This window comes from Clostridioides sp. ZZV14-6009 (assembly GCF_020658095.1).
GTDB lineage: Bacteria > Bacillota > Clostridia > Peptostreptococcales > Peptostreptococcaceae > Clostridioides.
Map to the genome: position 1 here is coordinate 37,811 of NZ_JAGWDG010000008.1, position 13,436 is coordinate 51,246.

The 13,436-nt window shown below is 27.6% G+C and carries 16 protein-coding genes; all 16 read left to right on the forward strand.

Going from position 1 to position 13,436, the window contains the following annotated elements:
* The 16 genes from KGF36_RS11690 to KGF36_RS11765 all read left to right on the forward strand — a co-directional run bounded on the left by KGF36_RS11690 (nt 1) and on the right by KGF36_RS11765 (nt 13,432).
* Nucleotides 1-834, forward strand: a complete 834-nt coding sequence (locus KGF36_RS11690) for a hypothetical protein (protein WP_227854732.1) — start codon at nt 1-3, stop codon at nt 832-834.
* Nucleotides 818-2,593 (forward strand): terminase large subunit, encoded by a 1,776-nt coding sequence (locus KGF36_RS11695; RefSeq protein WP_227854733.1) that lies wholly within the window; start codon nt 818-820, stop codon nt 2,591-2,593. Before KGF36_RS11690 ends, KGF36_RS11695 begins: the two co-directional genes overlap by 17 nt.
* Nucleotides 2,562-4,046: a hypothetical protein gene (locus KGF36_RS11700; RefSeq protein WP_227828996.1), complete on the forward strand. Its 1,485-nt coding sequence runs from the start codon at nt 2,562-2,564 to the stop codon at nt 4,044-4,046. The genes KGF36_RS11695 and KGF36_RS11700 overlap by 32 nt, the downstream gene beginning before the upstream one ends.
* Complete coding sequence (locus KGF36_RS11705) at nt 4,009-4,236, forward strand: hypothetical protein (protein WP_227828995.1); 228 nt, start codon at nt 4,009-4,011, stop codon at nt 4,234-4,236. The genes KGF36_RS11700 and KGF36_RS11705 overlap by 38 nt, the downstream gene beginning before the upstream one ends.
* 12 nt (nt 4,237-4,248) lie before the next feature.
* The gene (locus KGF36_RS11710; RefSeq protein ID WP_227828994.1) at nt 4,249-5,637 is read left to right on the forward strand and encodes a hypothetical protein; all 1,389 of its coding nucleotides are present in this window, start codon (nt 4,249-4,251) and stop codon (nt 5,635-5,637) included.
* 39 nt (nt 5,638-5,676) lie between these two features.
* Entirely contained in the window at nt 5,677-6,135 is a 459-nt protein-coding gene (locus KGF36_RS11715; RefSeq protein WP_227828993.1) for a hypothetical protein, read from the forward strand.
* A gap of 69 nt (nt 6,136-6,204) precedes the next feature.
* Nucleotides 6,205-7,176, forward strand: a complete 972-nt coding sequence (locus KGF36_RS11720) for a hypothetical protein (protein WP_227854734.1) — start codon at nt 6,205-6,207, stop codon at nt 7,174-7,176.
* A 24-nt stretch (nt 7,177-7,200) separates the two neighbouring features.
* Entirely contained in the window at nt 7,201-7,794 is a 594-nt protein-coding gene (locus tag KGF36_RS11725) for a hypothetical protein (RefSeq protein ID WP_227828991.1), read from the forward strand.
* Nucleotides 7,795-7,838: 44 nt separating this feature from the next.
* Nucleotides 7,839-8,474, forward strand: a complete 636-nt coding sequence (locus KGF36_RS11730; RefSeq protein ID WP_227828990.1) for a hypothetical protein — start codon at nt 7,839-7,841, stop codon at nt 8,472-8,474.
* Nucleotides 8,467-9,459 (forward strand): hypothetical protein, encoded by a 993-nt coding sequence (locus tag KGF36_RS11735; protein ID WP_227854735.1) that lies wholly within the window; start codon nt 8,467-8,469, stop codon nt 9,457-9,459. The genes KGF36_RS11730 and KGF36_RS11735 overlap by 8 nt, the downstream gene beginning before the upstream one ends.
* 60 nt (nt 9,460-9,519) lie before the next feature.
* Nucleotides 9,520-9,969 carry a hypothetical protein gene (locus tag KGF36_RS11740; protein ID WP_227854736.1) on the forward strand — a complete coding sequence of 150 codons (450 nt, stop codon included), beginning with the start codon at nt 9,520-9,522 and terminating at the stop codon, nt 9,967-9,969.
* Nucleotides 9,969-10,769: a hypothetical protein gene (locus KGF36_RS11745; RefSeq protein ID WP_227828987.1), complete on the forward strand. Its 801-nt coding sequence runs from the start codon at nt 9,969-9,971 to the stop codon at nt 10,767-10,769. Before KGF36_RS11740 ends, KGF36_RS11745 begins: the two co-directional genes overlap by 1 nt.
* Nucleotides 10,770-10,809: 40 nt before the next feature.
* On the forward strand, nt 10,810-11,625 hold the full coding sequence (locus KGF36_RS11750) for a hypothetical protein (RefSeq protein WP_227854737.1): 816 nt from the start codon (nt 10,810-10,812) through the stop codon (nt 11,623-11,625).
* 98 nt (nt 11,626-11,723) lie between these two features.
* The gene (locus KGF36_RS11755; RefSeq protein ID WP_227854738.1) at nt 11,724-12,509 is read left to right on the forward strand and encodes a phage tail domain-containing protein; all 786 of its coding nucleotides are present in this window, start codon (nt 11,724-11,726) and stop codon (nt 12,507-12,509) included.
* A gap of 14 nt (nt 12,510-12,523) precedes the next feature.
* Nucleotides 12,524-12,973: a hypothetical protein gene (locus KGF36_RS11760; protein ID WP_227838765.1), complete on the forward strand. Its 450-nt coding sequence runs from the start codon at nt 12,524-12,526 to the stop codon at nt 12,971-12,973.
* Nucleotides 12,974-13,432, forward strand: coding sequence for a hypothetical protein (locus KGF36_RS11765; protein ID WP_227838764.1), 459 nt, complete (start codon nt 12,974-12,976; stop codon nt 13,430-13,432).
* The last annotated feature ends 4 nt before the right edge of the window (nt 13,433-13,436 follow it).

A 13,436-nucleotide genomic window follows, 5' to 3' on the forward strand; every position in this document is an offset into this window, starting at 1 on the left:
GTGGCAGTAAATAAGAAAAAATGTTCTTGTTGTAAACAAGAGAAATATGAAGAGAGATACTTTTGGAAAAGTTATAGTGATATATATTTAGATAATGGTAGATTACCTGTGTGCAAGGATTGTTTCAAAGAAATGTTTAATAGATTAAATGAAAAATACAATAGTAGTTTAAAGGCCTTAAAACATCTTTGTTTCAATTTTGATATTTATTTTGACGATAACTTGGCTGAAGAATCTATGCGAAAGAAATGTGAAGATTCTATTGATGAATATATGAAAATTGTTAATAGAAATTCAAAATATAGAGGCAAAACTTCTTTTGATAACTCTATTGAAGATAAACTTGATATAGAGGTTGAACTAAAAGAAGTAAAGATAAGTAATGATATGATTGAAAGATGGGGAGCAGGGTTAAGAAAAGAAGATTATATGTTTTTAGAAAATAAATTTAATGAATTTTCTATTGCATATCAATGTAAAAGACCTGCTGAAAAAATGTTGTTAGAGCAAATTTCTAAATGTTTATTAAAGAGTGATGAAGCACTAAGAAATGGTGACGCTACAGGATTTGAGAAAATGAATACCTTAATATCAAAACTTATGAATGATGCAAATATAAAACCTATTCAAGAAGCAAGTTTAGCGGAAAATGAAACTATTACATGGGGTACATGGATTGATAAAATAGAGAATTACAGACCAATAGGAGAAGCTTCAGAACAATTTAAAGATGCAGATAAGATAAAAAAATATATTGATAATTGGTTTATAAAACAAATGAGAAAAGTATTTGATTTAGCTAGTGAGGATAATCCAAATGATGACCAAGACTAGAAGATTAAATAATAGTGAAATTAACTCAGACAAAGCTAAAGCCCTCGAAGAAGGAATAATTGAATGGACTCAATTTTATAGAGAGAATCCACATAGATTTTGTATTGATTATTTTGGACTTAATTTATATTTAGTTCAAATTATTCTTATATATATGTTTGACAAGGTTAATTATGCAATGCTTATATGTGCCAGAGGATTTGCAAAGAGCTGGATTGCTGCTGTATATGCATGTTGTAGAGCTGTTTTATATCCAAATTCTAAAATTGGTATAGCTGCATTTACTAAATCACAAGCAGAACTTATTATAAGAGAAAAGATAGAAAAAGAATTAGTAAAACAATCTCCTATGTTAGCTAGAGAGATTAAAAAGATAGAATATAATAATAAATTTTCTAAAGTAACATTTCACAATGGAAGCACTATAGAAGCTATAGTTTCAAATGAGCAATCAAGAGGTTTCCGTTTCAATATTCTTATTGTAGATGAGTTTAGATTGGTAAAAAAAGAAATACAAGATAGAATTCTTAAACCATTTCTAAATGTAAGTAGAAATTTGAAGTTTAAAAAAGATGGAAAATATGAAGATTACCCTCCAGAGCCTAATAAAGAATTATATTTAAGTAGTGCATGGTTTAGGATGCATGAAGCATATGATAAATTTAAATTGTATGTGAAAGATATGATAGATGGTAGAGATAAATTTGTACTTAATTGTAATTACGAACTTTCTCTTCATCATGGAATACTTGATAAGGAAAGAGCAGATGAAATGAAAAGAGAAATGGATGCTGTTTCTTGGATTATGGAGATGGAATCACTTTTCTTTGGAGAAAATGAAGATGCTATATTTAAATCATCTTATGTAAATCCATGTAGAATATTAAAAAATCCATTTTATCCTCCAACAGATTTGGAAGTATTATCTGCTAAAAACGGAAAAGTAAAATGTAATCTACAAAAAAGAAAAGGTGAACTAAGGATAATTTCTGCTGACATTGCTATTGCAGAAGGAGAAAATAATGATAACTCAGTATATACATGCTGGAGGTTATTGCCCGAGAAAGATTATTATGAAAGAATGGTTGTTCATATAGAATCTCATAATGGTATGAAGCCAGATAAACAAGCAATAAAATTAAAGCAATTGTTCTTTGATTTTGAAGCAGATTTCTTAGTTATAGATACTCAAGGAGTAGGACAAAGTGTTTTATCTGATTTACTTAGGGTTAATTATGATGATGCTAGAAATAAAGAATATAATGCATTTTCTCACGCTAATACAAATCATTTACATAATAATTTTACTACAAAAGAGAATTATCCAGTTATATTTGAGATTAAAGCATATGGACAAATAAATCATGATTGTATAATTGGTTTACTTGATGTATTTCTAAAAAATAGAATAAAGTTACCTATAAGCGATGTAGAAGCAAATGATATGTTAAGTAGTACAGCTGGATATGCAAAGAAAAATTATACAGACCAAGCGAGAATGATATTACCATATAAACAAACTACGCTACTTGTAAACGAATTAATTAACTTAGAAACTGTCAAAAATGATGGTCAAAAGTGGCTTAAAGTTAAAGAAAAGGGAAAAGCAAGGAAAGATAGATATTCTTCCTTAGCATATGGAAATTATCTAGCAAATTTACTAGATGGAGAATTAAAAAAGAGAAATAGTAAAGAAAATGGACAAATAATTTCATTCTGGTCAGGAGGTGGAAACCATAATAGAACTCAAAGGAGATAAAAAAGATTATACTTTAGACCAAATAAAATACTTAAATGAGCAACTAAGGCAAAGAAATTATGCAATGATAGAAAACACTATAAATCTATCAAATGAAATGTATAAGATAAGAAATATAAGTAGAGATCAAGTAAGAAAAGCTATGACAGACCCTTATAAAAATGTAGAATTATTACAAAAGGTGAGTCTTTTGCTTAAAGAAACGTCTGGTACATATAAAAGAATTCTAAATATGATTTCAACCATGAATACATTTGACCATTATATCATACCAACAAATATTTCTAAATTTAAAGATAAAGATGATTATATCAACTCTTTTTTTAAGTCAGCTACATTTCTAAAAAAATATCAACTTAAACATATTTGTCCTTGGATAACTGAAAAAGTATTAGAACAAGGAGAAGTATATCTATATAAAATTGAAGATTCAAAATGCATAATGATGCAACAAATACCAGCTTCTTATTGTACAATAACATCCAAAGTAAATGGGGTATTAAGGTATGGAATTGATTTAAGAAAAATAAATAGGAAGACTTTATCAGCATTTCCAATAGAAGTTCAAGAAGCATATAAAAAATTAAGAGATGGAAAATTGAAGAATGAAGACTTAATAGAAAATAAGTACTATGAATTAAGTGATAATGCTGTAGCGTTTAATATAGACATTGATTCAACAAAAGGAATACCATTTTTTAGCTTTTTATTTGATGATATTTTGGAACTTGAAGATATGAAAGATTTAAAGGGTTCTAACGCTATTATTGAAAGTATTAAGTTAATACATGGGAAAGTTCCTTATGGTAAAAATGATGAGCCATTAGTTGCATTTGATTTATTAAGTGCTTACTACAATGATATAAAATCTAATTTACCAGCAGGGACATCTGTAGCAGTAACTCCACTAGATATGGAAGGGATTAATCTAAGTGATGGAAAATCAAAGATTAATGATTATGTTAAAGAAGCAAAAGAATTTATATTTGATAATGCTGGAATCAATACAGCACTTTTTAACTCAGATAAAATAAATACAGAATCAATTGCAGATGGTGTTATAGCAGATAGTTTAATACCAATGAGGATTCAAAATGAAATAGAGATATGGATAAATTATGAATTAAATAAAAAGAACCCATCTAAAGCATTTCAACTTTACTTTGTTGGTACAACTCATTTTAACCAATCTAAGATATCACAACAACTTAGAGAAAATATAAATAGTGTAGGAGATAGTAGACTAGTATATTTAGCTAGTACTGGAAAAGAGCCAATTGAAATTGCTAATTTATATAAGGCAGAACAATTAATGGAAATAGATGATTTATTGCCAGTAAAACAGGCTTCATATACATTTTCAAATACTGACGCTGGAAGACCTACTAATGAAGATAAGGGTGATGGTGATACAAATGGAAACAAAGCAGATAGAAAAGATGAGAATAAATAACAAAAGGTTTATTATTGCATTTACAAGTGATAAAAAAGACGAATTAATGAAAAAAGGATTTACTTTTATTAATGAAAATAAATATGGTAAAGAATCATTTTATTTATTTGAAAATAAGCCTACTGAAATACTTAATTTTAGTAAGGCAGATTTTAAAGATATAAGTTTTAGTGATGTAATGTTTATTTAAGGAGGTGAGAGGTTGAAAGTAGTTAGTATTCCATGTGGATTTGAGACATTTTCTAATGAAGAAGATGATAGAAAATTAAATGTAAAATTAAAGATTTTACATGAAGGTAAAAATTTAAATAAAACTAAGTTTGATTTATCAACTATAAATAATGCAGAATCAACTTTATCAGATATACCAATACTTGGATATATAAAATATGATGAAGAAGAAAATGCAGTAGATTTTGATGAACATAATATGATAACTAAAGTTGTAAAGAATGATGAGGGTTATTCTATAGAGTATAAATTCTTAGAAAGACCGCTTGGTGTGATTCCAAACCATACTGAAATAACTTATACAGAAGAAGATGGAAAAACATATCTAAATTGTACAGGGCTTATATGGAAACACTATTCAAATTCAGCATATCAATTATTGACAGAGTCAAAATCAAAAAGTGTAAGTATGGAAATAGCAGTTGAAGATGGAGAGGTTGATAAGGCTGATGGATATTATAATATTAAAAAATTTAGTTTTTTAGGAATTACTATTTTAGGAGATGATGTTGCTCCTGGAATTGAAGGTGCATCTATAAATACATATAGTAATTTTTCAAAATATAAAAAAGCAATTTATGATATTTGCAAAGAAATGTATTCATTTAAAGGGAAGGAGGAAAATTTATTGGATAAAAAGAAAAATGATTTATTATCAATAGAAGATATAGATATTTCTATTAATAGTCAATTAAAAAATAAAATGGTTGAGGTTGAAGACCCTTATTGGGGAGGTAAATACACAACTAGAGAATATTATTTAAGAACTATTTTACCAGAAGAAAAAATAGCTATATTAGAAGACAATATAAATTATTGTAACTATTATGGTATACCATATTCTATAGATGGTGATGATGTTGTTTTAGATTATGAAAAAAGAAAATCATATATAGAAGAATGGAGAGAGAAAAAAGAAGGAGAAGTTATAGAAACTTTTTCTAAAGATGATACTTTAAAAGAATTAGTACTTGAAAAATTTAATGAAAAAGAAACTGAGATAAAAAATCTGACTGAAGAGTTGGAAGGTTTAAGAAAGTTCAAGGCTGACAAAGAAATGGAAGAATATAAAGCAGAAGTTTCTAGTGTTATCTCAGAATTTAGTTCGTTAACAGAAGATGAAGTTAAGACTTTTAAAGAATCTGCTATAAATAAAGATATATCTTTAGAGGATTTAAGAAAAGAATTAAGTTTACTTGATTATGCTAAGTTAAAAGAAAACACAAAGAAATTTAGTACAAAAGATAAGAAAGAAGAAATTCTTGAGGAAGCAAAAATAAATTATTCATCTACATTGGAAGATGAAAATAAAAATACAAAATCATATGAACAAATATTAAAAAAACACTCAAATAAGTAGTGTTTATTTTTTATAAAAAATAGAAAAGGAGATATAAAAATGGCAGATAAAGCGATATTAAATTGTGATATAGATAAATATCCAGATGTTGTAACAGCAAAAAATGGAAGTGATGTACTAGAAAATGGTGCAATAGTTGCATTAGGCGGTTTAGTCGATTCACAGCTAGGAAACGATTGCTATAAAATAGAAAAATTAACAGAAGGATGTAGATTTGGAATTTTAGACAGTGTTGCACTTCAATATGATGAAAGATTAGATGAAAGAGATTATGAATTAAAAGCAAGTGAAATAGATAGAGTTAGATTACCTCATAAGGGATTATGTATGACTTTAGCTAAAAAACATTTTGATGGTGTAGTAGCTGTTGGAGATGAATTAGAACTTAAGGCAGATACATATAAATTGACAAAAAAAACTACAGGTTCAGTAGTTGCAAGAGTTGAGGAATTGTATAACTTTAATGGACAAGAGTCCGTATATGTATCTTTTATGTAATAACAAATAGATGAACTGGAAACAGTTCTTTTTTTATGCAAAAAATGACTAATGAAAGGTGGAAAAAAGATGGCTATAGATATAATAGCATTAAAAGATTTATCAAATGATATATTAAATGGAAAAGTAAAAAATTATGCTCAATGCGAAGATGCATTAAGAAAAGAAATAATAGATATATGTGGAGGTAAATGGGGACAATATACGTTCTTTGAAAATAAATATAAGATATTCCAAATATTATCTGAAACAATAACTGATAAAGTAAATAGATTAACTGAAGAGGCATTTTCAGATTTTTGTGATGTAGAAAACTTTGATTTAGGTAATAAAAAAGAATTTACAGTTAAAAATACTGACTTATTAAGAATTGCAAATATAGCTGAAGGTAAAAATAGTACAAGAAGACAAAGACTATTAGAGAAAAAAGTTCCCACATCTGCATTTAAACTAGCTATAGCTATATATGAAGAGTTTGATAGATTTATAGCTGGAAGAATAGATTGGTCTGAAATGGTAGACAGAGTATCTTCTACATTCCAACATCATATAGCAGAAGCAATAGCATCTACTATGGAAGGGGCTTACACATCTGTACATACTAATTTAAAGACTAGTGCTGCTTATTCAGATAAGGACTTAAAGAAAATAGTTAATAAAGTAAAGGGTGCTACTGGACAATCTGTAGCTATATATGGGACTCCAGAAGCAGTAGGGAATATAGAAGGTGTTGGAGCTGATTTAGATAAAGATGACAAGAGAAACTTTGGATATGTTAAAAACTTCAGTGGAACACCTGTAATAGAATTACCTAACTATTATGATGCTGAAAGGGATAAATGGGCATTAAGTAATAATATTTTATATGTTATTCCAAATGATGAGAAGATAATCAAGCTAGGATTTGAAGGCGACACATTAATAATAGAAAATACTGATGGAGCAGTTAGAGATGACCAACAAATAGAAATGTTCATGTCAAGAAAAATGCATCTAGGTGTTGTTGTGGCGTCTAAATTTGGTATGTACAAGATACAATAACATATATTAGAAGGGAGATTAAAAATGGCTGGAAAAGCAAAAAAAGAAGTTTCAAATGAAATTGAACAAATTAATGAAAATAAAATATTGCAAAAGAAGAGTTCAAGAAAAACATATAAACAATTGAGAAGTGAATTAAGGAAACTTAAAGACGAAATAGAAGTTGAGATAATGAACTTAGATACTGGTACTGTTCTTTATAGAGATAGAGATGAAAGATTAATATTTGAAATGAATAAAGCTGGAGAAAAAACATTTATATTATTGTCTGATTTATATGAGATATCAAATAAACATAGAGGGTATTTTGAAAACTATCTTATAACTATAGTTGATGTTGATAGTGATGATTATACTGTTGAAGATATATTAGAATATTTGAACTTAAAAGATATATATGAGTATTTAGATGAATATGATTTAGACTATATAAATCATATATTATTAAAATTAGATAATGATAAGTTTGTTAATCTAGTAGAAAAGGCTAATTATGGCTTAATAGAATGCTTAGGTTCAAGAGTAATCGAATTATATAAAAAAGGTAAATTTGATTCCCATTATAAGGAACATTTAATAGCTACTAGACTAGGTTTACAAAGCTTATTTGAGGATTAGGGTGGTGTTATACATCACCTATTTTATAAAAGAGTGGTGATGATATGGCTACGCCAGTAAAAGATATATATAAACAATTTCTTTCTCTGATAAATGATGAGGAGATGTTGTTACTTGAAGAAGAAATAATTGAAGAAATGATGTATTCATATCTTCAAAAGGCTACATTTGATTTTTATGAATGTAGAAAAGAATTATCCATAATAAGACAAGAAGAATCATGTATTACAATTCCAATGAATCAATTAGAATATGTTGTTAATCAGATTAATAAAAATTATGATATTTATTTAATTGGTAAATCAACAGGCAAAGAATATGAAATAAATAAAGATTATATTATAGAGTTTAAAGAGGAAAACTGTGTAATAACCTTTGCAATAGAAATAGAGGAAGAAATTTTATTTAAGAGTAAATATTTAGGTGAAATAATTTCAGACCTTGATTTAGATGAAATAATTATATTAGCTTATGGAATGATGATTTGGTGGCTTCAACCTAAGATTCTTAGAGAAGAAAATTTAAAGCAGATGTTAACAGATTCAGACTATAATACTAAGTCTGGTGCTAATATGTTAGCAAAACTTTGTTCATTAGAAATTCAGATTAGAGAGCAACTTGCCAAATATAAAACAAGGTATTCATATAAAGGTTTTAAAGGTTGGGATAAAATTGAGTAGTTATATTAATAATTATAAAAAAAGAATTGGACTTGGTTGTTCAACCCCTAAAGAAAAGAGAATTTTACAATTAAGATTAAGTTTTAAGAAATATTTAAAAGAAACACCAACCTGTATTGAAGTACCAATAACTGATATAGATGAAATTTGTATAACAGAAGAGACTAAAAGAGCTGTAGTTGCAATTAATGATATAACTAATAATGATAAAAGGTCATTAGATGAAAAAAATCTATTAGTGGAGTCTGATTTAAATGTAGATGTAGGTTGTTATCTTTTTTTTGATAATTGTTATTGGTTGACTATATTTAAAGAACATAAAGAAATGGATACATATAAGCACTTCATAATAAAAAGATGTAATCAATTCTTTAATTATAAATATAAAGGTCAAACATATAAAATTCCACTCTCAGTAGAAAACTTAACTTTATATTCTGATGGTATGGCAGATAATAAATATACATCTGTAGCAGATACAAAAAGACAGCTTTACTTTGGAAGTAATTATATAACTAAGACTATAGATATTGACACTAGAATAATGTTAACTGGTAAAACCGTTTTTAGAATTACATCTGTTAATGATTTTGAGTATAATGGCAGAGAAACAGGGGCAGATGGTCTTATTAAAGCTATATGTTTACAGGATGCTTTAATTTCAAAAGATGATACAATAAATAATATTGCTTGGAATGATTTATCTGAAAATGATAATACAGTTACACCTTTTAGTAAGATTATGGGTGACGAATTTATTAATCTAGGTGAAGAAAATGAATACACTATAGACCATGCTCAAGGCGTTGATTGGCTCTTAGACAAGCAGTATAAATTTTGTAATATAATTAATCAAAACGAGAAAACATGTACGTTACAGAGTGGAACATTGGCTAAGTACTCTGGATTAGAAGTTTTATTATTAACAAAAGACAAAGAAACAAATGAAACTATAGATACTAAAAAGATAACACTGAGGGGGTAGATATTATTAGCTTATATGGCTTTCCCTAACAAGATGATAAGTAATATTGGAACAACTCTAATGTCAAATCAAAACTTCGCTAAGTTTATGATTTATAATGATGAATCCCAAAAAGATATTTTATCCATGCCTGATATAAAAAATCCAGTTAAAGAGCTTAGAAACAAGAAAGTATTTCTAAATAGAAGAGTAGAAAAAGTATTAAAAGAAGCAGATATATCAGTTTTTATAATAATGACAGAGTATAGACCATGTTCTGAAGGAAGTAGGACAGTTAAAAAAACAAAGATAGAAATTGGTGTTGTTTGTCATGATGAATGTCAGGATACAGCAAATGGTCTAAGAGATGTTGCATTGGTGTGTTGTATAGTTGATATTATAACTCAAAATGAGGAAATAGCTGGTATAGGTAAGATTAAGCTAGAAAATGTATATCAAATGTACAATCTAAGCACTGATTACAATGGATTTGTTATAACTGTATCTGCTGAAAGTTTTGGTGATATGTAATGTTAGAGAATTATTATATTACAGGACTACCAATAGTTTTAAATAATATGATGGGTACTATATATCAACCAACTATTGGAGAACTTGTTAAACTTGATATGGTTAACTTAGAGATAGTTAACCCTTTTTTAATACTTGAGAAAAGTTATTCTCAGCTATGTAACGAGGAATCATTTGAATTAAAATGTAAATATGATACCATACCTATCTTGGATTTAATGATGTTAACATCAAGAAAAGACTCTTCAGAGAAAGTTGAATTACTTAGTGATAAGATAAAAAAATCTTTATCTATATTGTATAAAACTGATATTAAGAATATTGAATATATGAATAATATTAAAATAGGAATTTTAATTAAATCGGATGATAAGAAGAAAAATGCTTTTATAAGTAGAGAAGATTTTGGACTAGTATCAGATTTGATTTTAGAAATGTTTTGCATTGATAAAAATAGTCTTAAAGATGATGAGAATAAATGGATTGAAAATACTGGTTCTGAGAGAGAAAGAAAGTTAATTGAACACTTCAAAGAGAAGGAAAGAAAGAAAAGAGAAAAAGAGGCATATCATTTATGCGATTATATAAATGTAGTTCAAAATATAGATGGATATGTACCAATAGATGTTATTCTAAAAATGACTTATTGGCAATTGATTAATACTTATAAGACCAAGATACAATTTAAAAATTATGATGAAAGTTTGGGATTTGCAAGGTCATTTAAATACCAAGTTGATGCAGATAAGATTAAGCATTGGTCTAAAGAAATAAAAATACAAACTAGTACTGTTAAATAGCAGTATTATTTTTATGTAAAAATGAGAGGATGATGAAATAATGAGATTTGCGATAAAAGATGCAAGTAATATAATAGTAAAAAACAAAACAACTGGAGAACCACTTTTTTATACAGCAGATTTAAATGCTTTTAACTTTAAATTGGATTCAGAATCAGTTTATGCAAAAGCAAAAGGGGCAAACACGATTGCATTTGATGGAGCGATAACAGCAAGTTTATCGCTTGAGCAAGAGGTAATACAAATGCCACAACTAGCAATGCTATTAGCCTCTGATATGGTTGAAGAATCTGCTAAGGTTGGTAAAAGAAAATTACTAACTTCTGATGGTACTAAGAAAGTTACTTTAGAAAATATAAAACCAGTTACTAATAGTATATCTGTATATAGCGTAGAAAAAGATGGTATATCTTTAGTTAAGAAATTACAATTTACTTCAACTGTAACAGGCTCTAACACAGAGATAACAATATCTACTGCTGATTTTAATGCAGGTGATAAGGTAGCAGTATTTTATTTAGAAGAACTACCAAAAGCAAAAGTTATAAAAATAAAAGAAGAGTCTACTGCTCCAAACTATGTAATAGAAGCAGATGTTATGGCTAAAACTGCTGATGGTGAATATATGGTCTTATATATGACTATACCAAATGCAAAAGCACAAAGAAGTATAGAATTAAATCTTACAGCTGAGAATCCATCTGGATTTAATATGACGCTTGATGTTTTACCAGATGAAAATAAAGAATATGTAGTATTCGCTTTTGTTGGAGATGAGGATGTTAGTCCTGTTAGAATGGCTTCTATGTTAGGTGCTGAATTAATAGATGAAAAGGATGTTAAATCTAAGAAATAGTGAATTGCCCTACTCTTAATTGAGTAGGGGTTATTTTTTTACGTTTAAATGTGGTTTTAATCGGATTTAAACTTAAAAAAATGAAAGAAGGTGATAAAGTGGTATTTTTAGATGATAAGTTTTTGTTTGATAATATATCAAGTGAATCTATGAACATCAAATTAGTTACATTGGGTGATGATGAAATATTAAATGAATATGGATTGCCCTATGAAGAAGCAATTAAATCTGATAATACTTTTAATAAAAATCCTTGTTACAGTGAAGATGAAACTACTATAGAACCTATAACACTACAATTCTGTCTATGTAGTGAACATGGGGAGGCTTATGAATGGGATGATTACACATTAGAAAATATATGTAATTGGTTTTGGCAGAGAGAATTTAAACCTTTTATCAGTTATGACAACATAGAAGAAATATACTATTTCAAAGCGAGAAAGATAATAAAAAGATATACAAAAAATAAAAAAGGTTTGTTAGAAATAGAGTTTCAGCCATATACAAATTATGCTTATAGAAGCTTTCAAAAGGTTATAACTGTCAAGGATACAAGAGAAATTAAACTAAATAATGTGTCTAATGTAGATGAAGAATATGCTCCAGTAATTGATATTGAATGTCTTGAAGAAGGAGATATAACTATTAGAAATTCTACTATAAGTGATAATGAAGAAGATAGTTTAGTTATAACTGGATTGAAATTAAACGAAAAAATAACAATAGATAATTTGTACTATACTGTTTTAAACGACAATGGAGAGAATAGATTTAATATTGTTAATAGAAAGTGGATTAGGTTAAGAAGAGGTGTAAATATATTGAAGTTTACTGGTAACTGCAAAGTTGCTATTAAATGTAAATATCCAATAATAAAATAAGGGAGAATGATAATATGAAAAAAATACAAGTAGATAAATTAATGAAAGATGAAGTGAGAGCAATAATACCATTTACAGATGAAAATGGAAAAGAAGAATATATAGAAGTTAGAAATCCTGATAAGAAAACTAAAGAAGAGATATTAAATAAAATATGGGCTGGTATGGAAAATCCAGATTTAGCATTGTCTCAAGAAGATATTCTTAAAATGCTAATTGATATGTTGACTAATATAGAGCTAAATGTTGAGATAGAAGATTTGAAAAATGGTGAAGTATCTAGTGAATTAGAGATTGTAATGTATCATATTGGTCAAATAGAGAATGAATTAACTGCATCTTTATTAATGAATACTGAGGTTAAGTTAGGTCAGTTAAAAAATGAAATATTACAAGATAGAGTACTTAAAGAGACTGAGGAAATTGAAAAGATGAATAATATCAAAGACAAGGTAGTGAGTTAGATGGTATTTAAATCATTAGACGAACTAGTTGCTTATACTAAAAATCAGATTAAAGCATCTATGCCTGAAGTTGGTAAAAAAATGAAAGAGATAATGAAAGAAGAAATAAAGAAACAAGTTTATTCTGGTTATACTCCAGTCGGTGTATGGCATCCTGATTTATGGGGTGGCAGAACTTATGACTTATTAAATGCTGTAGATGTTACTGATATGTCTTCTAATTTTGTTACATCTGAGATACAAAATAATGGAAAATGGTTTGATGCGTTTAGTAAAGATTCAGCATTTCCAATGGAAAGATTAGAAAAAGGGACAGTTTGGGGTGCAGGTGGTACTAGAAAAGAACCTAATTTTAGACCAAAAACAAATATAATGACTGAAAGTGAGACTAAAGTAAGAGCTGAGATTCCTTTATGTTTTAAATCTACAGTGAATGGCTTAGGTGTACCAATAGAATAATGTT

Coding starts and splice junctions, on each gene's coding strand:
- KGF36_RS11760 (WP_227838765.1), top strand. CDS start 12,524: ATGAAAAAAATACAAGTAGATAAATTAATGAAAGATGAAGTGAGAGCA.
- KGF36_RS11695 (WP_227854733.1), top strand. CDS start 818: ATGATGACCAAGACTAGAAGATTAAATAATAGTGAAATTAACTCAGAC.
- KGF36_RS11745 (WP_227828987.1), top strand. CDS start 9,969: ATGTTAGAGAATTATTATATTACAGGACTACCAATAGTTTTAAATAAT.
- KGF36_RS11740 (WP_227854736.1), top strand. CDS start 9,520: ATGTCAAATCAAAACTTCGCTAAGTTTATGATTTATAATGATGAATCC.
- KGF36_RS11730 (WP_227828990.1), top strand. CDS start 7,839: ATGGCTACGCCAGTAAAAGATATATATAAACAATTTCTTTCTCTGATA.
- KGF36_RS11765 (WP_227838764.1), top strand. CDS start 12,974: ATGGTATTTAAATCATTAGACGAACTAGTTGCTTATACTAAAAATCAG.
- KGF36_RS11725 (WP_227828991.1), top strand. CDS start 7,201: ATGGCTGGAAAAGCAAAAAAAGAAGTTTCAAATGAAATTGAACAAATT.
- KGF36_RS11750 (WP_227854737.1), top strand. CDS start 10,810: ATGAGATTTGCGATAAAAGATGCAAGTAATATAATAGTAAAAAACAAA.
- KGF36_RS11715 (WP_227828993.1), top strand. CDS start 5,677: ATGGCAGATAAAGCGATATTAAATTGTGATATAGATAAATATCCAGAT.
- KGF36_RS11705 (WP_227828995.1), top strand. CDS start 4,009: ATGGAAACAAAGCAGATAGAAAAGATGAGAATAAATAACAAAAGGTTT.
- KGF36_RS11720 (WP_227854734.1), top strand. CDS start 6,205: ATGGCTATAGATATAATAGCATTAAAAGATTTATCAAATGATATATTA.